At 40.5% G+C, this 19,771-nt stretch carries 20 protein-coding genes; all 20 read left to right on the forward strand.

Translation table 11 applies throughout. From position 1 onward, the window contains the following. Window positions 1–60: 60 nt before the first annotated feature. The 20 genes from xseA (at window position 61) to lacG (ending at window position 19,753) form a co-directional block, all read left to right on the forward strand. The gene (gene xseA / locus N8L33_RS04115) at window positions 61–1,401 is read left to right on the forward strand and encodes an exodeoxyribonuclease VII large subunit (RefSeq protein WP_219966616.1); all 1,341 of its coding nucleotides are present in this window, start codon (window positions 61–63) and stop codon (window positions 1,399–1,401) included. Next, on the forward strand, window positions 1,379–1,591 hold the full coding sequence (locus N8L33_RS04120) for an exodeoxyribonuclease VII small subunit (protein ID WP_000043226.1): 213 nt from the start codon (window positions 1,379–1,381) through the stop codon (window positions 1,589–1,591). Before xseA ends, N8L33_RS04120 begins: the two co-directional genes overlap by 23 nt. Beyond that, the gene (locus N8L33_RS04125) at window positions 1,588–2,463 is read left to right on the forward strand and encodes a polyprenyl synthetase family protein (protein ID WP_023942596.1); all 876 of its coding nucleotides are present in this window, start codon (window positions 1,588–1,590) and stop codon (window positions 2,461–2,463) included. The genes N8L33_RS04120 and N8L33_RS04125 overlap by 4 nt, the downstream gene beginning before the upstream one ends. After that, window positions 2,456–3,271 carry a TlyA family RNA methyltransferase gene (locus tag N8L33_RS04130; protein WP_261058542.1) on the forward strand — a complete coding sequence of 272 codons (816 nt, stop codon included), beginning with the start codon at window positions 2,456–2,458 and terminating at the stop codon, window positions 3,269–3,271. The genes N8L33_RS04125 and N8L33_RS04130 overlap by 8 nt, the downstream gene beginning before the upstream one ends. After that, window positions 3,264–3,695 carry an arginine repressor gene (locus N8L33_RS04135; protein WP_261029259.1) on the forward strand — a complete coding sequence of 144 codons (432 nt, stop codon included), beginning with the start codon at window positions 3,264–3,266 and terminating at the stop codon, window positions 3,693–3,695. Before N8L33_RS04130 ends, N8L33_RS04135 begins: the two co-directional genes overlap by 8 nt. 6 nt (window positions 3,696–3,701) lie before the next feature. After that, entirely contained in the window at window positions 3,702–5,369 is a 1,668-nt protein-coding gene (gene recN, locus N8L33_RS04140; protein ID WP_261029257.1) for a DNA repair protein RecN, read from the forward strand. 1 nt (window position 5,370) lies between these two features. After that, window positions 5,371–6,099: a metallophosphoesterase family protein gene (locus N8L33_RS04145; protein WP_094753857.1), complete on the forward strand. Its 729-nt coding sequence runs from the start codon at window positions 5,371–5,373 to the stop codon at window positions 6,097–6,099. Window positions 6,100–6,177: 78 nt separating this feature from the next. After that, on the forward strand, window positions 6,178–8,001 hold the full coding sequence (gene lepA, locus N8L33_RS04150) for a translation elongation factor 4 (protein WP_001047207.1): 1,824 nt from the start codon (window positions 6,178–6,180) through the stop codon (window positions 7,999–8,001). Between the two features lie 261 nt (window positions 8,002–8,262). Continuing rightward, window positions 8,263–8,739 carry a PTS sugar transporter subunit IIA gene (locus tag N8L33_RS04155; protein WP_261058543.1) on the forward strand — a complete coding sequence of 159 codons (477 nt, stop codon included), beginning with the start codon at window positions 8,263–8,265 and terminating at the stop codon, window positions 8,737–8,739. 38 nt (window positions 8,740–8,777) lie between these two features. Next, a complete protein-coding gene (locus N8L33_RS04160) occupies window positions 8,778–9,083 on the forward strand; it encodes a PTS sugar transporter subunit IIB (RefSeq protein WP_000590547.1) in 306 nt (101 codons plus the stop codon). Window positions 9,084–9,131: 48 nt separating this feature from the next. Continuing rightward, window positions 9,132–10,607 (forward strand): PTS galactitol transporter subunit IIC, encoded by a 1,476-nt coding sequence (locus tag N8L33_RS04165; RefSeq protein WP_261058545.1) that lies wholly within the window; start codon window positions 9,132–9,134, stop codon window positions 10,605–10,607. Window positions 10,608–10,705: 98 nt separating this feature from the next. Beyond that, window positions 10,706–11,602, forward strand: coding sequence for an aldose 1-epimerase family protein (locus N8L33_RS04170; protein ID WP_261058546.1), 897 nt, complete (start codon window positions 10,706–10,708; stop codon window positions 11,600–11,602). A gap of 285 nt (window positions 11,603–11,887) precedes the next feature. Continuing rightward, window positions 11,888–12,313 carry a galactose-6-phosphate isomerase subunit LacA gene (gene lacA, locus N8L33_RS04175; RefSeq protein ID WP_261029250.1) on the forward strand — a complete coding sequence of 142 codons (426 nt, stop codon included), beginning with the start codon at window positions 11,888–11,890 and terminating at the stop codon, window positions 12,311–12,313. 30 nt (window positions 12,314–12,343) lie between these two features. Continuing rightward, on the forward strand, window positions 12,344–12,859 hold the full coding sequence (lacB, locus tag N8L33_RS04180; protein WP_001216916.1) for a galactose-6-phosphate isomerase subunit LacB: 516 nt from the start codon (window positions 12,344–12,346) through the stop codon (window positions 12,857–12,859). A 10-nt stretch (window positions 12,860–12,869) separates the two neighbouring features. Continuing rightward, window positions 12,870–13,799 carry a tagatose-6-phosphate kinase gene (locus tag N8L33_RS04185; RefSeq protein ID WP_261029248.1) on the forward strand — a complete coding sequence of 310 codons (930 nt, stop codon included), beginning with the start codon at window positions 12,870–12,872 and terminating at the stop codon, window positions 13,797–13,799. Window position 13,800: 1 nt separating this feature from the next. Continuing rightward, window positions 13,801–14,781 carry a tagatose-bisphosphate aldolase gene (lacD, locus tag N8L33_RS04190; protein ID WP_001229114.1) on the forward strand — a complete coding sequence of 327 codons (981 nt, stop codon included), beginning with the start codon at window positions 13,801–13,803 and terminating at the stop codon, window positions 14,779–14,781. 234 nt (window positions 14,782–15,015) lie between these two features. Then, on the forward strand, window positions 15,016–15,852 hold the full coding sequence (locus N8L33_RS04195) for a transcription antiterminator (protein WP_261058553.1): 837 nt from the start codon (window positions 15,016–15,018) through the stop codon (window positions 15,850–15,852). A 23-nt stretch (window positions 15,853–15,875) separates the two neighbouring features. Next, the gene (locus N8L33_RS04200; RefSeq protein ID WP_001078324.1) at window positions 15,876–16,193 is read left to right on the forward strand and encodes a PTS lactose/cellobiose transporter subunit IIA; all 318 of its coding nucleotides are present in this window, start codon (window positions 15,876–15,878) and stop codon (window positions 16,191–16,193) included. Continuing rightward, entirely contained in the window at window positions 16,193–17,884 is a 1,692-nt protein-coding gene (locus N8L33_RS04205; RefSeq protein WP_261058556.1) for a lactose-specific PTS transporter subunit EIIC, read from the forward strand. The genes N8L33_RS04200 and N8L33_RS04205 overlap by 1 nt, the downstream gene beginning before the upstream one ends. A 462-nt stretch (window positions 17,885–18,346) precedes the next feature. Beyond that, window positions 18,347–19,753: a 6-phospho-beta-galactosidase gene (gene lacG / locus N8L33_RS04210; protein WP_261058558.1), complete on the forward strand. Its 1,407-nt coding sequence runs from the start codon at window positions 18,347–18,349 to the stop codon at window positions 19,751–19,753. The last annotated feature ends 18 nt before the right edge of the window (window positions 19,754–19,771 follow it).

Below are 19,771 nucleotides of genomic sequence, written 5' to 3' on the forward strand. Positions count from 1 at the left end.
AGGCATATTTTTGGTATAATAATACCCATGAAAGAGCAAGAAAATGAATAGTAGGTGGAGATGGAAAAGTATTTATCGGTAACAACTTTGACCAAGTATCTGAAAATGAAATTCGATAAAGACCCTTACTTGGAACGGGTCTATTTAACTGGTCAAGTTTCCAACTTTCGTAAACGACCTACTCACCAATATTTCTCCCTAAAGGATGACCATGCAGTTATTCAAGCGACTATTTGGTCTGGGATTTATCAGAAATTAGGTTTCGACCTGGAAGAAGGGATGAAGATCAATGTGATTGGGCGTGTACAGGTCTATGAACCGAGCGGTAGCTACTCCATCATCATTGAAAAGGCTGAGCCTGATGGGGTTGGGGCGCTTGCGATTCAGTTTGAACAACTCAAGAAAAAATTGACAGAAGAAGGCCTGTTTCAAGAACGCTTCAAGCAAGCTCTGCCCCAATTTTCTAAGAGAATTGGTGTAGTAACCAGTCGCAGTGGAGCCGTGATTCGAGATATTATCACGACCGTCAGCAGGCGATTCCCAGGTGTCGATATCCTGCTTTATCCAACTAAGGTGCAAGGTGAGGGTTCTGCGGAGGAAATTGCTGGAAATATTGCTCGTGCTAATCAACGGGACGATTTGGATTTGCTGATTATTGGTCGTGGTGGAGGTTCTATCGAGGATCTTTGGGCCTTTAACGAAGAAATTGTGGTACGAGCTATTTTTGAATCTCGTTTACCAATCATTTCTAGTGTAGGGCATGAGACGGATGTGACCTTGGCGGATTTTGTGGCAGATAGACGGGCTGCGACGCCGACAGCAGCGGCTGAACTGGCAACACCTGTGACCAAGTTGGATGTATTAGCTCATTTGCAAAATCAAGAAAAACGGATGGCAACAGCAGTCCGAAATGTCCTATCGAAGAAACAAGAAGCTTTGAAAAAATGCAGTCAGTCTGTTATCTTTAGACAGCCAGAGCGTTTGTATGATGGCTATATGCAACGCTTGGATCAACTGCAACTGCGCTTAAAACAAAATTTGCGAACACGGATTTCTGATAACAAACAGCTAGTACAAGCAAGGACGCATCGACTGGTACAATTATCACCTGTTACCAAAATCCAACGCTATCAGGACAGACTAGCTCAGTTGGATAAGCTCCTCCGTAGCCAAATGGCGCTGGTTTATGATGCCAAGGTTGCTGAAGTGAAGCGACTTTCAGAAGCCTTGCTCATGTTGGATACCAGTCGAATTGTAGCGCGTGGCTATGCAATTGTCAAAAAAGAAGAGTCTGTTGTGGATTCGGTTGAGAGTTTGAAGAAAAAAGACCAAGTGACGCTTTTGATGCGAGATGGTCAAGTAGAATTAGAGGTTAAAGATGTCAAAACAAAAGAAATTTGAGGAAAATCTAGCAGAACTGGAGACCATTGTCCAAAGTTTGGAAAATGGTGAAATCGCTCTGGAAGATGCGATTGCTGCCTTTCAAAAGGGCATGGTCTTGTCAAAAGAGCTCCAAGCGACGTTGGACAAGGCTGAAAAGACCTTGGTCAAGGTCATGCAAGAAGACGGAACAGAAAGTGATTTTGAATGAAAAAGCAAGAAAAATTAGCTCTTGTCGAGTCAGCCTTGGAAGATTTTTATGGAGACCAGCAGTTTGCCTCTAGTTTGCGAGAGTCTGTTCTCTATTCCATTCATGCTGGTGGCAAGCGTATCCGTCCTTTTCTCTTGTTAGAAGTTCTGGAAGCCTTGCAGGTGGCTATTAAACCAGCTCATGCGCAGGTGGCTGCGGCCTTGGAGATGATTCACACAGGGAGCTTGATTCATGATGACCTTCCTGCTATGGATGATGATGATTACCGTAGGGGACGCTTGACCAATCATAAGAAATTTGGTGAAGCTATGGCCATTTTGGCTGGAGATGCCTTGTTCCTAGATCCTTACGCCTTGATAGCGCAGGCAGATTTGCCAAGTCAGATTAAGGTAGACTTGATTGCAAACTTATCTCTTGCTTCAGGAAGTCTGGGCATGGTAGCAGGCCAGGTTTTAGACATGGAAGGTGAACACCAACACTTGTCTTTGGAAGAACTTCAGACCATTCATGCTAATAAGACTGGGAAACTACTAGCCTATCCCTTCCAAGCAGCTGCTATTATAGCCGAATTGGCACCTGAGATACAGGCAAAACTGAAAACTGTAGGTGAATTGCTTGGACTTGCTTTTCAAGTCAGAGATGATGTACTGGATGTGACAGCTAGTTTTGAGGAAATTGGCAAGACACCTCAAAAGGACCTGCAGGCTGAAAAATCAACCTATCCAGCCTTGTTGGGCTTGGAAAAGGCCATTGCCTTTTGTAACCAAACCTTAGATCAAGCTAATGCCAAATTAGAAGAAATTGCCCAGCAGATTCCCTTTGAAACAGAATCGATTGTAAAAGTAGTAGAAAGTTTGAGAATCAATGGCTAAGGAAAGAGTGGATGTACTAGCTTATAAACAGGGCTTGTTTGAAACGCGAGAACAAGCCAAGCGTGGTGTCATGGCTGGTCTAGTCGTAGCAGTTCTGAATGGAGAACGTTTTGATAAACCAGGAGAGAAAATCCCAGATGACACTGAGCTAAAACTTAAGGGTGAAAAACTCAAATATGTTAGTCGTGGTGGCTTGAAATTAGAAAAGGCCTTGCAGGTCTTTGATTTGTCAGTGGAAGGAGCTACAACGATTGATATCGGTGCCTCTACTGGAGGTTTTACCGATGTCATATTGCAAAATGGTGCTGAGTTAGTCTTTGCAGTTGATGTTGGTACCAATCAGTTGGCTTGGAAACTACGCCAGGACCCGCGAGTTGTCAGTATGGAGCAGTTCAATTTCCGCTATGCTGAAAAGACTGATTTCGAGCAGGAACCGAGCTTTGCCAGTATTGATGTGAGTTTTATTTCCCTTAGTCTGATCCTTCCGGCCTTGCACCGCGTCTTGGCAGATCAAGGTCAGGTTGTGGCTTTGGTTAAGCCCCAGTTTGAAGCAGGACGTGAGCAGATTGGGAAAAATGGAATTATTCGCGATGCCAAAGTTCATCAGAATGTCCTTGAATCTGTCACAGCTATGGCAGTAGAGGAAGGCTTTTCAGTCCTTGGTTTGGACTTTTCTCCCATCCAAGGTGGACATGGAAATATTGAGTTTTTAGCATATTTGAAAAAAGAAGAGTCAGCAAGCAATCAATTTCTTGCTGAGATTGAGGAAGTAGTAGAGAGGGCGCATAGTCAATTTAAAAATGAATAAAAAAGAGAGACTTGAAAAAATTAGACGATTTGTGACAGATTATCAAATCGGCACGCAAGAAGAAATTGTAGAATATTTGAAAGAAGCAGGAATAACTGCTACTCAGGCAACGGTATCACGAGATATCAAAGAACTAGGTATTGTCAAAATTCCTTTGAGAGACAACACTTATGTCTATGAATTGCCAAAATCAATCGTGAAAAGTTTGCAACTGACTGAAGATAATATTGAGTCAGCTGAATTGATGGATAAGATGATTAATCTCCAAGTTATTCCAGGAAATACAGCCTTTGTAAAAGCTCAGTTAATCGAGACATTTGTGGACAAAATTTTTAGCTGTTTGGCTGATGATAGCTCGATTTTAGTCATTGCCAGAAGTGAAAATCTAGCTGAGGAAATCTTTGAACAAGTAAAAAATTGGTAGGTCTATATGTTACTTGAAATTTCGATAAAAAACTTTGCCATTATTGAGGCTATTTCCCTCAATTTTGAAAAGGGAATGACTGTCCTGACTGGTGAAACGGGTGCAGGGAAGTCGATTATCATTGATGCCATGAATATGATGTTGGGAGCTCGTGCGACGACAGATGTTATTCGTCATGGTGCGCCAAAGGCAGAGATTGAGGGGCTTTTCTCAGTTGAGAATAGTCGTCTTTTGCAGGAAATTTTTGATGAGCAAGGTTTGGAAATGGGTGATGAGATTATCATCCGTCGAGAGATCTTGCAAAATGGTCGTAGTATCAGCCGTGTGAATGGCCAGATGGTTAATCTGTCTGTTTTGCGTGCTATTGGGCAACATCTGGTGGATATTCATGGTCAGCATGACCAAGAAGAGTTAATGCGTCCTCAACTTCATATTCAAATGTTGGATGAATTCGGCGATGCAGCCTTTTGGGACTTGAAAGAAACCTATCAAACGAGTTTTGATGCCTACCGTAAAATGCGCAAGCAGGTTCTGGAAGTCAAGAAAAACCAACAGGAACACAAGGCTCGTATTGAAATGTTGGAATTTCAAATGGCAGAGATTGAGGCAGCAAACTTGCGAGCTGGAGAAGACCTGGCTCTCAATCAAGAGCGTGATAAACTTCTCAATCATAAAAATATTGCGGATACGCTGACCAATGCCTATAGTATGTTGGACAATGAAGAGTTCTCGAGTCTGGCCAATGTTCGTTCGGCCATGAATGACATGGAAAGTGTTGAAGAGTACGACCCTGAATACCGTGAAATTTCAAGCTCTTTGTCTGAGACTTACTATGTCTTAGAAGACATTAGCAAACGTCTGGAAGCTATTATTGAGGACCTTGATTTTAACGGCAATCGGCTTATGCAGGTTGAGAATCGTTTGGACCTCCTTCATACCATTACGCGTAAATATGGTGGGACTGTAGACGATGTCTTGCTTTACTTTGCAAAGATTACGGAAGAATACAATCTCTTGACAGGTAATAATCTTTCGTCTGAGGACATGGAAGCAGAGCTCAAGAAATTAGAAGTCAATCTTGTCGACTTGGCAGGTCAGCTTGCATCTGCTCGTCATGACTTGGCCCAGCAGCTCGAAGCAGAGATTAAACAAGAGCTTCAAGACCTTTATATGGAAAAAGCCCAGTTTCAAGTTCGTTTTAGCAAGGGCAAATTCAGTCGTGAGGGCAATGAAACGGTCGAGTTTTACATTTCAACTAATCCTGGAGAAGACTTTAAACCCTTGGTTAAGGTTGCATCTGGCGGAGAATTGTCTCGCCTCATGCTAGCCATTAAGTCTGCCTTTTCACGTAAAGAAGGCAAGACCAGCATTGTTTTTGATGAAGTGGATACGGGAGTTTCAGGCCGTGTAGCTCAGGCCATTGCACAGAAGATTCATAAAATTGGTCAGCATGGGCAGGTTCTAGCTATTTCCCATTTACCACAAGTGATTGCGATTGCGGATTATCAATTCTTTATTGAGAAGATTAGCAATGACCATTCAACAGTTTCGACTGTTCGTCTCTTGACGGTTGAAGAGCGAGTGGAGGAAGTTGCTAAGATGTTGGCAGGTGATGATGTGACGGAAGCAGCCCTGACGCAAGCCAGAGAATTGTTGAGAAACAGGGAGAAATAAGATGACAGACTATTATGTAATTGGAGACGTTCATGGAAAAGCTGGGATGTTGGAAGACCTTCTCAAAACATGGGATGGTCAGACTCAGTTGCTCTTTCTAGGGGACTTGATTGACCGTGGTGAAGATAGTCGCCGTGTCCTTGAAATGGTCAAGGACTTGGTTGATAATCAAGGGGCTATCTGTTTATCAGGAAATCACGAGTATATGTTTTTGACTTGGCTCGATGACCCAGAAGAAAGTTATGACCATTATCGTCGCAATGGTGGAGATACAACCATTAACTCTATCCTAGGTCGTCCCTTGGATGCACCAGTTGATGGAGTAGAAGATGCCAAGCGTGTCACTACTGAAGCGGCAGATTTGGTCGAATTCATTCGTCAAATGCCTTTTGTGGTAGAGACAGACAAGTATATCTTTGTTCATGCAGGTATTGATTTAACCTTGGATGACTGGCATGAAACTACAGATTATAAAAAAGTCTGGCTTAGAAAACCATTCCACGAAGCAGAAAATCATACTGGAAAAATCATTGTCTTTGGCCATACACCGGTCTATGGTTTGTTAAAGCAAGAGCGTGGTACTGCTGAGCTTTGGACTACAGAAGATGGCAAGATTGGAATGGATGGAGGAGCTGTTTATGGTGGTGTCCTTCATGGGATTGTCTTTACAGACCAAGGAATGACAGAACACCACTTTATTGAAAATGACGGCTTTGTTGCTGAAGATTAGTACTCCTAGCAGGGTATGGTCTTGTCAAAATATCAAAAACAATTTATAATAAATAGATACCCTGAAAGGAAGAGAATCATGAACTTAGAAGAATTGAAAAAACGACAGGAGAAGATCCGTAACTTCTCTATTATCGCCCATATTGACCATGGAAAGTCGACTCTAGCAGACCGCATTTTGGAAAAGACAGAGACGGTTTCAAGTCGTGAAATGCAGGCCCAGCTTTTGGACAGCATGGATCTAGAGCGAGAACGTGGGATTACCATTAAACTCAATGCCATCGAGCTCAATTATACTGCAAAAGATGGGGAAACTTATATTTTCCACTTGATTGACACGCCGGGGCACGTAGACTTTACCTATGAAGTTTCGCGTTCGCTCGCTGCCTGTGAGGGAGCGATTTTGGTGGTTGATGCTGCTCAAGGGATTGAGGCTCAAACCCTTGCCAACGTTTATTTGGCCTTGGATAATGATTTGGAAATCATGCCAGTCATTAACAAAATTGACCTACCAGCTGCAGATCCTGAGCGCGTGCGTACAGAGATTGAAGATGTCATTGGTTTGGATGCCAGTGAAGCAGTCTTAGCATCTGCCAAGGCTGGTATTGGCATAGAAGAAATTCTAGAGCAAATTGTAGAAAAAGTACCAGCACCAACAGGTGATGTGACGGCACCACTTAAGGCCTTGATTTTCGACTCTGTTTACGATGCCTACCGTGGAGTTATCCTCCAAGTGCGTGTCATGGATGGAGTGGTCAAACCTGGCGATAAGATTCAGCTTATGAGCAATGGCAAGACCTTCGATGTGACAGAAGTTGGTATTTTTACTCCGAAAGCAGTTGGTCGTGATTTCCTTGCGACTGGTGACGTTGGTTATATTGCGGCGTCTATTAAGACGGTTCAGGATACTCGTGTCGGGGACACCGTTACTTTGGCAACCAATCCTGCGGCAGAGCCATTACATGGCTACAAGCAGATGAATCCTATGGTCTTTGCGGGTCTCTATCCAATTGAGTCAAACAAGTACAATGACCTGCGTGAAGCCCTTGAAAAATTGCAACTGAATGATGCTAGTCTTCAGTTTGAACCAGAAACATCTCAGGCACTTGGATTTGGTTTCCGTTGTGGATTCCTTGGACTTCTTCATATGGATGTTATCCAAGAACGTTTGGAACGTGAGTTCAATATCGACCTCATCATGACAGCTCCATCCGTTATCTATAAGGTTAATTTGACCGACGGTGAGTCTATGGATGTATCTAACCCATCTGAATTCCCAGACCCAACCAAGATTGCGACCATTGAAGAACCTTATGTTAAAGCGCAAATTATGGTGCCACAGGAGTTTGTTGGAGCAGTAATGGAATTGGCTCAGCGCAAGCGTGGGGACTTTGTGACTATGGATTATATTGATGACAATCGTGTTAATGTTATCTATCAAATTCCTCTTGCTGAAATCGTCTTTGACTTCTTTGATAAGCTTAAGTCTTCGACACGTGGTTATGCAAGTTTTGACTACGAATTGTCAGAGTACCGCCCATCTAAGCTAGTCAAAATGGATATCCTTCTCAATGGAGACAAGGTGGATGCCCTCAGCTTTATCGTTCACAAGGATTTTGCTTACGAACGTGGGAAACTCATTGTTGATAAGCTCAAGAAAATCATCCCTCGTCAACAATTTGAAGTTCCGATTCAAGCAGCAATTGGACACAAAATCGTGGCTCGTACGGATATCAAGGCCCTTCGTAAGAACGTACTTGCTAAATGTTATGGTGGTGACGTTTCTCGTAAGCGTAAACTGCTTGAAAAACAAAAAGCTGGTAAGAAGCGCATGAAAGCTATCGGATCAGTAGAAGTTCCACAAGAAGCCTTCCTTAGCGTCTTGAGCATGGATGAAGAATAAGTTATCATAATTGCTTTTCCTTCTTCATAGGAAATTTATATAATAATCAATAGTAAAGTAGGCTTAAATGGTCTGCTTTTTTAGTTTCTAGAACAGAAAAAATGTTTGAAATGTTTGTTTATGTGTTTGTTTTTTAATAATAAACTATAAAAACAACAAAAATATAAAAAAAGAGACAAAAAACAACAAAAAATCGTTGACAACGGTTTCATATAGTGTTATACTTATAGCATAAAGTTAATGGAAAGAAGGGAAAACCTTATGGGATTAGATCATTTCTTTGACAAAAATCTTGTGTTTTGCTTAGAAGCGGATAATCAAGAACATCTCTTTGATCAGGTTGCAACTTTATTGGAAGAACGAGAAATCGTAACGCCAACTTATCGTGAAGCCTTGATCACGCGTGAAAAGTCATTTCCAACTGGATTAGATATGGAATTTTTGGGTAAGGATTTGCCGAATGTGGCTATTCCTCATACAGATATTATTCATAATCTAGCTGAGAAAGTTGTGGTCGTTCGATTAGATAAACCAGTGACTTTCCACAATATGATTGCACCAGATAAGGAAGTAGAAGTATCTTTACTCTTCTTTATCATTAATAACTCAAGTTCAAGTCAAACAAACATTCTTGCTCAGTTGATGGACTTCTTTACTGGAAATGGTCATATTGAAGACCTATCCAAAATTTCTGAACCAGAAGCTCTCTATGCTTATATAGCTGAAGCAATCGCTTAATCTTGTCTATTAAAAATATTAAATCGGAGGAAATCCATATGATTAAAATTCTTGCTGCCTGCGGTGCAGGTGTTAACTCAAGCCACCAAATTAAAAGTGCTCTTGAAGAAGAACTTTCAAACCGTGGTTTTGATGTTCACTGTGATGCAGTCATGGTCAAAGACGTTAACGAAGATCTTATCAAAGGTTATGACATCTTCACACCAATTGCTGCGACAGATCTTGGTTTTGATCCAGGTATTCCAGTTATCGAAGCTGGACCAATCTTATTCCGTATCCCAGCTATGAGTGCTCCAGTATTTGACAATATTGAAGCAGCTATTAAAGAACACGGATTAAGCTAATTATGAATTTGTTAACATTCATATAACATAAAAAAGGGAGGAACTGTTATGGATGCAATCTTTGACCTAATCAAAGACTTTTTCAAGCCCATCTTAGATATGGGTGGACCTGTCATCATGTTAATTATTTTGACAGTATTGGCTTTACTTTTTGGAGTGAAATTCTCCAAAGCGCTTGAAGGTGGTATCAAACTTGCCATCGCTCTTACAGGTATCGGTGCCATCATCGGTATGCTAAACACTGCTTTCTCAGCATCACTAGCAAAATTCGTTGAAAACACAGGTATCCAATTGAGTATTACTGACGTTGGTTGGGCACCACTTGCAACAATCACTTGGGGTTCTGCTTGGACACTATACTTCTTGCTTATCATGTTGATTGTCAACATAGTGATGCTAGCTATGAAGAAAACAGATACACTTGACGTTGATATCTTCGATATCTGGCACTTGTCTATCACAGGTCTTTTGATTAAATGGTATGCAGACAACAACGGTGTGAGTCAAGGGGTTTCACTCTTTATTGCTACAGCAGCTATCGTCCTTGTTGGTGTGTTGAAAATTATCAACTCTGACTTGATGAAACCTACATTTGATGACCTTCTTAACGCTCCAAGTTCATCACCAATGACATCAACTCACATGAACTACATGATGAACCCAATTATCATGGTTTTGGATAAGATTTTTGAGAAATTCTTCCCAGGCCTTGATAAATATGACTTTGACGCTGCTAAATTGAACAAGAAAATCGGTTTCTGGGGTTCTAAATTCTTTATCGGTTTCATCCTTGGTATTGTTATCGGTATTATGGGAACTCCACATCCAATTGCAGGTGTTGAAGATGCAGATAAATGGCGTCTGGTTATTAAAGGATGGTTGTCTCTTGGTTTGACTGCCGGTGTATCTTTGGAACTCTTCTCACTTATCGGTTCTTGGTTCATCGCAGCAGTAGAACCACTTTCACAAGGTATTACAAACGTTGCTACTAAACGTCTTCAAGGACGTAAATTCAACATCGGTCTTGACTGGCCATTCATCGCTGGTCGTGCTGAAATTTGGGCTTGTGCCAACGTACTTGCACCAATCATGTTGGTTGAAGCAGTACTTCTTTCAAAAGTCGGAAATGGTATCTTGCCACTTGCAGGTATCATCGCTATGGGTGTTACTCCAGCTCTCTTGGTTGTAACTCGTGGTAAATTGCTCCGCATGATCATCTTCGGAACACTCTTGTTGCCACTCTTCCTTCTTTCAGGTACACTTATTGCACCATTTGCAACAGAACTCGCTAAAGGTGTAGGTGCCTTCCCAGCAGGTGTGAGCGAAACTCAATTGATCACTCACTCAACTCTTGAAGGACCAATCGAAAAACTTCTTGGTTGGACAATTGGTAACACTACAACAGGTGATATCAAAGCAATCCTTGGTGCAGTAGTCTTCCTTGTATTCTATATCGGTATCTTTGCATGGTACAGAAAACAAATGATCAAACGTAACGAAGAGTACGCAGCAAAAGCAAAATAATGCGCTCCTATAAAATGTAAATTGTTGAAACTAGGTTGTCATACCATTAGGAGTGACAGCCTAGTTTTTTATAAACTATTAAGAAATTGGAGAAAATAATGGTAATTGAATTAAAATCAGAACAATTAAGAGTTCAATTTAACAGTTTTGGTGGAGCTCTTTCTTCTATAAAAGATGCTGAGGGTCTTGAGTATTTGTGGCAAGGAGATGCTACTTATTGGAGTGGACAAGCTCCTGTTCTCTTTCCCATTTGTGGTTCATTAAGAGAGGATACAGCCGTCTATATAGATGAAAAGGGGCAGGAAAGCAAAGGAAACATTCCTCGTCATGGTTTGGTTCGTAAGAAAGAATTTGAATTAGTTGAACAGACAGATAAGAGTGTAACTTTTGCAATTGAAGATGATGAGAATAGCTATCAAAACTATCCTTATCATTTCCGCCTAGAAATCACTTATATCCTTACTGGCAAGACAGTACGAACTCAATACAAAATATTTAATAAAGAAACTAGCAAGGTCCTGCCTTACTTTATTGGTGGACATCCAGGCTTTAATTGTCCCTTACTGGATGATGAAGTCTATGAAGATTATTATCTAGAGTTTGAGAAAGAAGAGACTTGCTCTGTTCCACGTCCTTTCCCAGAAACGGGGATGCTTGATTTTCAAGATAGAAGTCCATGGCTAGAGGGGCAAAAAGAAATAAATCTTAATTATAATCTTTTCAGCACAGATGCAGTCACCTTAGATGAATTGCAATCTAGAACAATTGCCCTTCGTTCTCGTAAACATGATAAGGGATTGAAAGTGCACTTCGCAGAGTTTCCAAACCTCATCATCTGGTCAACTTTGAATAAAGGACCTTTCATTGCCTTTGAACCATGGTCTGGCTTGTCAACATCCCTTGAAGAAGGAGATCATCTAGAAGATAAGAAGAATGTTCGTCTCCTAGAACCTGGTCAAGCGGATCAAATTGGTTTTGACATCGAAATTTTTTAGTTAAAAAACACAAAAACAAACATTAACTGTTGACTTTTTCAGGAAATAGGAGTATATTATGTTTGTAAGCAACAAATGATGTTTGTAACAAACAAATAATCACTTGTTATATTCTCTTGCGTGGAGAAAGATTATTTCTAGGGAACTGGTTTCCTAAACTTGAATAAGGTGTCATTCATCTCATTCAATCCAATGTGTCAATAAACTGCTAGAAAGCTTTTTGTAGGTAAACTGCTAACTGTAAAAGGTTTTACTAGCCTAGAAAAATAAAAAGGAGTATACAATATGTCTATTGTTATCGGTGCAGATGCTGCAGGTTTGAGATTGAAAGAAGTTGTGAAAGACTTCTTGGGAAAAGAAAACTTCCACGTTGTGGATGTTACAGCTGAAGGTCAAGACTTTGTTGATGTGACTCTTGCTGTTGCTGCAGAAGTAAACAAAGAAGAACAAAACCTTGGTATCGTGATTGATGCTTATGGAGCTGGTCCATTTATGGTCGCAACTAAGATCAAAGGAATGGTTGCTGCAGAAGTATCTGACGAACGTTCAGCTTATATGACTCGTGGTCACAACAACTCACGTATGATCACTATGGGTGCACAACTTGTTGGTGATGAATTGGCTAAAAACATCGCTAAAGGATTTGTTAACGGTAAATACGATGGTGGACGTCACCAAATTCGTGTCGACATGTTGAACAAAATGTGCTAATTAGATTACAGTAAGAAAGGTAAGTTAAAAATGAGAATTGCAATTGGATGTGACCACATCGTAACAGATGAAAAAATGGCGGTTTCAGAATTTTTGAAATCAAAAGGATATGAAGTCATTGACTTTGGTACATATGACCATACACGTACTCACTACCCAATCTTTGGTAAAAAAGTAGGGGAAGCTGTAACTAGCGGTCAAGCTGATCTTGGGGTATGTATCTGTGGTACTGGTGTTGGTATCAACAACGCTGTAAATAAAGTTCCAGGTGTCCGTTCTGCCTTGGTTCGTGATATGACAACAGCCCTTTATGCTAAAGAACAATTGAACGCCAACGTTATCGGTTTTGGTGGTAAGATTACTGGTGAATTGCTCATGTGTGATATCATCGAAGCTTTCATCCATGCTGAATACAAACCAACTGAAGAAAACAAAAAATTGATTGCGAAAATTGAACACCTTGAAAGTCACAATGCTCAACAAACAGACGCAAACTTCTTCACTGAATTCCTTGAAAAATGGGATCGCGGAGAATACCACGACTAAGAGGTGACCTATGATTTTAACAGTCACAATGAACCCATCCATTGATATTTCCTATCCCTTGGATGAGTTGAAGATTGATACTGTCAATCGTGTGGTGGATGTAACCAAAACGGCTGGTGGTAAGGGCCTCAATGTTACCCGAGTACTTTCAGAATTTGGGGATTCTGTTCTTGCTACTGGTTTAGTGGGGGGCAAACTTGGTGAGTTTTTGGTTGAAAATATCGATGATAACGTTAAGAAAGATTTCTTCTCTATTCAGGGGGAAACTCGTAACTGTATCGCTATTCTCCATGGAGACAACCAAACAGAAGTTCTTGAAAAAGGTCCTGAAGTATTGGAACAGGAAGGTCAAGACTTTTTTGAATATTTCAAAAATCTTTTGGAGTCAGTTGAAGTAGTAGCCATCTCAGGTAGTCTGCCGGCTGGCCTTCCAGTTGATTATTATGCGAGTTTGGTAGAACTTGCTAATCAAGCTGGCAAGCCTGTAGTCTTGGACTGCTCTGGTGCAGCACTTCAGGCGGTTCTTGAATCACCACATAAACCCACAGTCATCAAACCAAATAATGAGGAATTGTCTCAACTTCTTGGAAGAGAAGTTTCTGAGGATTTGGATGAATTAAAAGAAGTACTTCAAGAGCCTTTGTTTGCAGGGATTGAATGGATTATCGTTTCACTTGGTGCCAACGGTGCCTTTGCCAAACATGGTGACACTTTCTACAAGGTGGATATTCCTAGAATTCAGGTGGTAAATCCTGTTGGATCTGGAGACTCTACTGTGGCAGGAATTTCTTCAGGACTTCTTCATAAAGAATCGGATGCAGAATTACTCATCAAGGCAAATGTCCTTGGTATGCTCAATGCTCAAGAAAAAATGACTGGTCATGTCAACATGGCTAACTATCAAGCTCTATATGATCAATTAATAGTAAAAGAGGTATAAAATGGCTTTAACAGAACAAAAACGTGCACGCTTAGAAAAACTTTCTGATGAAAATGGAATCATCTCAGCTCTTGCTTTTGACCAACGCGGTGCTTTGAAACGCCTCATGGCTCAACACCAAACAGAAGAACCGACTGTCGCTCAAATGGAAGAACTGAAAGTCTTGGTAGCAGATGAATTGACTAAATACGCTTCATCTATGCTTCTTGACCCTGAGTATGGACTTCCAGCAACTAAAGCTCTTGATGAAAAAGCTGGTCTTCTCCTTGCTTATGAAAAAACAGGTTATGACACAACAAGCACAAAACGCTTGCCAGACTGCTTGGATGTTTGGTCTGCAAAACGTATTAAAGAAGAAGGTGCAGATGCAGTTAAATTCTTGCTTTACTATGATGTAGATAGCTCAGACGAACTTAACCAAGAAAAACAAGCTTACATCGAACGTATCGGTTCTGAATGTGTGGCTGAAGATATCCCATTCTTCCTTGAAATCCTTGCTTACGATGAAAAAATTGCGGACGCAGGTTCTGTAGAATACGCGAAAGTAAAACCACATAAAGTTATCGGTGCTATGAAAGTCTTCTCAGACCCACGCTTTAACATTGATGTCTTGAAAGTAGAAGTTCCTGTTAACATTAAATATGTTGAAGGATTTGCTGAAGGTGAAGTAGTTTACACACGCGAAGAAGCAGCAGCCTTCTTCAAAGCACAAGATGAAGCAACTAACTTGCCATACATCTACTTGAGTGCTGGTGTATCAGCTAAACTCTTCCAAGATACTCTTGTATTTGCTCATGAATCAGGTGCAAACTTTAACGGAGTTCTTTGTGGCCGTGCAACATGGGCTGGATCAGTTGAAGCTTACATCAAAGATGGTGAAGCAGCAGCTCGCGAATGGCTACGCACAACTGGTTTTGAAAATATTGACGAGCTCAACAAAGTTCTTCAAACAACAGCAACTTCATGGAAAGAACGTGTGTAAGCAAGTCCTCCTAGGTTAGGAACATGAATCTAAAAAAATTTTAAAAAAAGTTGCATGTAAAGGTTTACAAAACAACCGACTTATGCTATACTTAAATCACAAGTTAATACAAGGTGAGTGTTACTAAGTAATATTAGGCATGATCACAGGTGAATTAGAAATCGGCTGATTTTCTAGTTCATTTGTGGTCATTTTTTATACTCATATACCTTTAAGATATAAAAGGAGGTTGACATGTATCGAATTCTAAATCCAATGAATCACAATGTCTCGCTTGTCAGAAATGATAAAGGAGAAGAAGTGATTGTGATTGGTAAAGGGATTGCATTTGGAAAGAAGAAGGGAGATTTTATTGCTGAACATCAGGTTGAGAAAATCTTTCGGATGAAGACCGAAGAGTCAAGAGAAAACTTTATGGCTCTTCTCAAAGATGTTCCGCTTGATTTTATCACAGTGACCTATGAAATCATTGATAAGCTTTCAAAGAAATATCATTATCCGATTCAAGAGTATCTCTACGTAACCTTGACAGATCATATTTACTGTTCTTACCAAGCTCTAGCACAAGGAAGGTACAAGGATAGTAATCTGCCAGATATTTCCACTAAGTATCCTGTCGCTTTTCAAATCGCAAATGAAGCATTTGAAATTTACCGTCAGAAGCTAGCGGATCATTTTCCTGAGGACGAAATTATTCGGATTGCTTATCATTTCATTAATGCCGAAGGTGAGAATGAAGTCCAAGTGGTTGAGTCGATTGATAAGAGGAAAGAAATTCTCAGGAATGTTGAAGAAGTGCTAAGGGACTATGCAATTCAACGAACCAAAGAGAATAACCATTTCTATGATCGCTTTATGATACATTTGAATTATTTCTTGGATTATTTAGACCGCTCTAGAGATGATAACCAATCACTTCTGGATATGGAAGACCATATCAAACAATCCTATCCAAAAGCCTTCGAGATTGGTTCCAAGATCTATGATGTGATTACGCAACATACAGGTCTTGATTTGTATAAGAGTGAACGAGTTTATCTAGTTCTACATATCCAACGTTTATTGTCATAAAATTATATAAGGAGTATTCTATCATGAATAGAGAAGAAGTAACATTGTTAGGTTTTGAAATCGTAGCCTATGCGGGCGACGCTCGTTCAAAACTATTGGAAGCCTTAAAGGCTGCTGAAGCTGGTGATTTTGCAAAAGCGGATAGCTTAGTTGAGGAAGCTGGTAGCTGTATTGCAGAGGCTCACCATGCGCAAACAAGTCTATTGACCAAGGAAGCTTCTGGTGAGGACTTAGCGTATAGTGTGACCATGATGCATGGTCAAGATCACTTGATGACAACTATTTTGTTAAAAGATTTGATGCACCATTTAATCGAACTCTACAAGAGAGGAGTTAAGTAATGAATAAATTAATTGCATTTATTGAGAAAGGAAAACCTTTCTTTGAGAAATTATCTCGTAATATCTATCTTCGTGCTATTCGTGATGGTTTCATTGCAGGTATGCCTGTTATTCTCTTCTCAAGTATCTTTATCTTGATTGCCTTTGTACCAAACTCATGGGGCTTTAAATGGTCTGATGAAGTTGTAGCCTTTCTGATGAAACCTTATAGCTATTCTATGGGTATTCTGGCTCTCTTGGTAGCTGGTACAACAGCTAAATCACTGACCGACTCAGTAAACCGTAGCATGGAGAAAACCAATCAAATCAACTATATGTCAACATTGTTGGCAGCAATTGTTGGTTTGTTGATGCTGGCAGCTGATCCTATCGAAAATGGTCTAGCTACTGGATTCTTGGGGACAAAAGGTTTGCTTTCAGCTTTCCTTGCTGCCTTTGTTACCGTAGCAATCTATAAGGTTTGTGTTAAGAACAACGTCACTATTCGCATGCCTGACGAAGTTCCACCAAATATCTCACAAGTCTTTAAAGATGTGATTCCATTCACTCTCTCAGTTGTTTCACTTTATGCTCTTGATTTACTAGCTCGTCATTTTGTTGGTGCTAGTGTAGCAGAATCAATCGGTAAATTCTTTGCACCATTATTCTCTGCTGCTGATGGTTATCTAGGTATTACCATTATCTTTGGTGCCTTTGCCTTCTTCTGGTTTGTTGGTATCCATGGTCCATCTATCGTTGAACCAGCAATCGCAGCTATTACCTATGCAAATGCCGAAGTCAACTTGAACCTTCTCCAACAAGGCATGCACGCTGGCAAGATTCTTACTTCTGGTACACAAATGTTTATCGTTACCATGGGTGGTACTGGTGCGACACTGGTTGTTCCATTCATGTTCATGTGGTTAACAAAATCAAAACGTAACCGTGCAATCGGTCGTGCTTCAGTAGTTCCAACTTTCTTTGGTGTAAACGAACCAATCTTGTTTGGTGCACCGCTTGTATTGAACCCAATCTTCTTCATTCCATTTATCTTTGCTCCTATCGCTAACGTATGGATCTTCAAGTTCTTCATTGAAACTCTTGGAATGAACTCATTTACTGCTAATCTACCATGGACAACTCCAGCTCCACTAGGTCTAGTTCTTGGTACGAACTTCCAAGTTCTATCATTCATTCTTGCTGCCCTTCTAATTGTGGTTGACGTAGTCATTTACTATCCATTCCTTAAAGTCTATGATGAACAAATTCTTGAAGAAGAGCGATCAGGTAAGTCTAATGATGAATTGAAAGAAAAAGTTGCTGCAAACTTCAACACTGCGAAAGCAGATGCTATTCTTGAAAAAGCTGGTGTAGAAGCAGCACAAAATACAATCACTGAAGAAACAAATGTCCTCGTTCTCTGTGCAGGTGGAGGGACAAGTGGACTTCTTGCGAATGCTTTGAATAAGGCAGCAGCAGAATACAATGTCCCTGTGAAAGCAGCAGCAGGTGGCTATGGTGCTCACCGTGAAATGTTGCCAGAGTTTGATCTTGTTATCCTTGCTCCTCAAGTTGCTTCAAACTTTGAAGATATGAAAGCAGAAACAGATAAACTCGGTATTAAACTTGCCAAGACAGAAGGTGCTCAATACATCAAATTAACCCGTGATGGAAAAGGTGCTCTTGCATTTGTACAAGCTCAATTCGATTAACAATAGGGACTGTGAAACAGTCTCCTCTCGTTACGGAAATCGCTATGGCGAATTTCCTAATCGCCTTGTTAATTCGTCGGTAAAAAGATATCGTTTTTACCTTCTCATGTCACAATTCGATTAATAATAGGGACTGTGAAACAGTCTCCTATCGTTACGGAAATCGCTATGGCGAATTTCCTAATCGCCTTGTTAATTCGTCGGTAAAAAGACATCGTTTTTACCTCCTCATGTCACAATTCGATTAATAATAGGGACTATGAAATAGTTTCCTCTCGTTACGGAAATCACTATGGCGAATTTCCTAATCGCCTTGTTAATTCGTCGGTAAAAAGATATCGTTTTTACCTCCTCATGTCACAATTCGGTGACTTGCTACAAGAAGTGAGATGGAGAAGGATGGCTCACTGACTCCTCTCCTCTCACTTTTACTTTATTTTAAATCAAGAAATAGGTGAAAAAATGACAAAAGCACTTCCAAAAGACTTTATTTTCGGTGGCGCAACAGCTGCCTATCAAGCAGAAGGCGCTACGCATACTGATGGAAAAGGACCAGTTGCGTGGGATAAGTATCTTGAAGATAACTACTGGTACACTGCGGAGCCAGCTAGTGATTTTTACAATCGATATCCAGTTGACCTCAAGCTAGCAGAAGAGTATGGTGTCAATGGTATTCGAATTTCTATTGCTTGGTCACGTATTTTCCCAACTGGTTACGGTCAAGTAAATGCTAAAGGTGTTGAGTTTTATCATAATTTATTTGCAGAGTGTCACAAACGTCACGTTGAGCCTTTTGTAACTCTTCATCACTTTGACACGCCAGAAGCTCTCCACTCAAATGGAGACTTCTTAAATCGTGAAAATATCGAACACTTTGTAGACTATGCTGCCTTCTGTTTTGAAGAATTTTCAGAAGTAAACTATTGGACAACCTTTAATGAAATTGGACCAATCGGTGATGGTCAATACTTGGTTGGTAAATTCCCTCCAGGTATTCAGTACGACCTTGCCAAAGTCTTCCAATCGCACCACAATATGATGGTGTCTCATGCACGCGCGGTAAAATTGTATAAAGAGAAAGGCTATAAAGGTGAAATTGGTGTGGTTCATGCTCTGCCAACTAAGTACCCACTTGATCCTGAAAATCCTGCAGATGTTATTGCGGCAGAATTGGAGGACATTATCCATAACAAATTTATCTTGGATGCAACTTATCTGGGGCACTACTCTGAAAAGACTCTGGCAGGGGTAGAGGCTATCTTGGCTGCCAATGGTGGTAGCTTAGATCTTCGTGAAGAAGATTTCGAAGTATTAGAAGCCGCAAAAGACTTGAATGACTTCCTAGGAATTAACTACTATATGAGCGACTGGATGGAAGCCTTTGATGGAGAAACTGAAATCATCCATAATGGTAAAGGTGAAAAAGGAAGCTCTAAATACCAAATCAAAGGTGTTGGTCGTCGTGTAGCTCCTGATTATGTACCACGTACGGACTGGGATTGGATTATCTACCCTCAAGGTTTGTATGACCAAATCATGCGCGTGAAGAAAGATTATCCGAACTACAAGAAGATTTACATCACTGAAAATGGTCTTGGATATAAAGATGAGTTCGTTGATAACACTGTTTACGATGATGGTCGTATTGATTATGTGAAACAACACTTGGAAGTATTATCCGATGCTATTGCAGATGGCGCTAATGTAAAAGGTTACTTCATTTGGTCATTAATGGATGTCTTCTCTTGGTCAAACGGTTATGAAAAACGTTACGGTCTCTTCTATGTAGACTTTGAAACTCAAGAACGTTATCCTAAGAAATCAGCTCACTGGTACAAGAAAGTAGCGGAAAGTCAGATTATAGACTAGTAGAATTACTAATTAGAT

The organism is Streptococcus mitis (assembly GCF_946188695.1).
Lineage (GTDB): Bacteria > Bacillota > Bacilli > Lactobacillales > Streptococcaceae > Streptococcus > Streptococcus mitis_DF.

Coding starts and splice junctions, on each gene's coding strand:
- N8L33_RS04135 (WP_261029259.1), top strand. CDS start 3,264: ATGAATAAAAAAGAGAGACTTGAAAAAATTAGACGATTTGTGACAGAT.
- xseA (WP_219966616.1), top strand. CDS start 61: ATGGAAAAGTATTTATCGGTAACAACTTTGACCAAGTATCTGAAAATG.
- N8L33_RS04205 (WP_261058556.1), top strand. CDS start 16,193: ATGAATAAATTAATTGCATTTATTGAGAAAGGAAAACCTTTCTTTGAG.
- lacG (WP_261058558.1), top strand. CDS start 18,347: ATGACAAAAGCACTTCCAAAAGACTTTATTTTCGGTGGCGCAACAGCT.
- N8L33_RS04130 (WP_261058542.1), top strand. CDS start 2,456: ATGGCTAAGGAAAGAGTGGATGTACTAGCTTATAAACAGGGCTTGTTT.
- N8L33_RS04165 (WP_261058545.1), top strand. CDS start 9,132: ATGGATGCAATCTTTGACCTAATCAAAGACTTTTTCAAGCCCATCTTA.
- lacD (WP_001229114.1), top strand. CDS start 13,801: ATGGCTTTAACAGAACAAAAACGTGCACGCTTAGAAAAACTTTCTGAT.
- N8L33_RS04160 (WP_000590547.1), top strand. CDS start 8,778: ATGATTAAAATTCTTGCTGCCTGCGGTGCAGGTGTTAACTCAAGCCAC.
- N8L33_RS04195 (WP_261058553.1), top strand. CDS start 15,016: ATGTATCGAATTCTAAATCCAATGAATCACAATGTCTCGCTTGTCAGA.
- N8L33_RS04170 (WP_261058546.1), top strand. CDS start 10,706: ATGGTAATTGAATTAAAATCAGAACAATTAAGAGTTCAATTTAACAGT.
- recN (WP_261029257.1), top strand. CDS start 3,702: ATGTTACTTGAAATTTCGATAAAAAACTTTGCCATTATTGAGGCTATT.
- N8L33_RS04120 (WP_000043226.1), top strand. CDS start 1,379: ATGTCAAAACAAAAGAAATTTGAGGAAAATCTAGCAGAACTGGAGACC.
- N8L33_RS04200 (WP_001078324.1), top strand. CDS start 15,876: ATGAATAGAGAAGAAGTAACATTGTTAGGTTTTGAAATCGTAGCCTAT.
- N8L33_RS04155 (WP_261058543.1), top strand. CDS start 8,263: ATGGGATTAGATCATTTCTTTGACAAAAATCTTGTGTTTTGCTTAGAA.
- N8L33_RS04145 (WP_094753857.1), top strand. CDS start 5,371: ATGACAGACTATTATGTAATTGGAGACGTTCATGGAAAAGCTGGGATG.
- lepA (WP_001047207.1), top strand. CDS start 6,178: ATGAACTTAGAAGAATTGAAAAAACGACAGGAGAAGATCCGTAACTTC.
- lacB (WP_001216916.1), top strand. CDS start 12,344: ATGAGAATTGCAATTGGATGTGACCACATCGTAACAGATGAAAAAATG.
- N8L33_RS04125 (WP_023942596.1), top strand. CDS start 1,588: ATGAAAAAGCAAGAAAAATTAGCTCTTGTCGAGTCAGCCTTGGAAGAT.
- lacA (WP_261029250.1), top strand. CDS start 11,888: ATGTCTATTGTTATCGGTGCAGATGCTGCAGGTTTGAGATTGAAAGAA.
- N8L33_RS04185 (WP_261029248.1), top strand. CDS start 12,870: ATGATTTTAACAGTCACAATGAACCCATCCATTGATATTTCCTATCCC.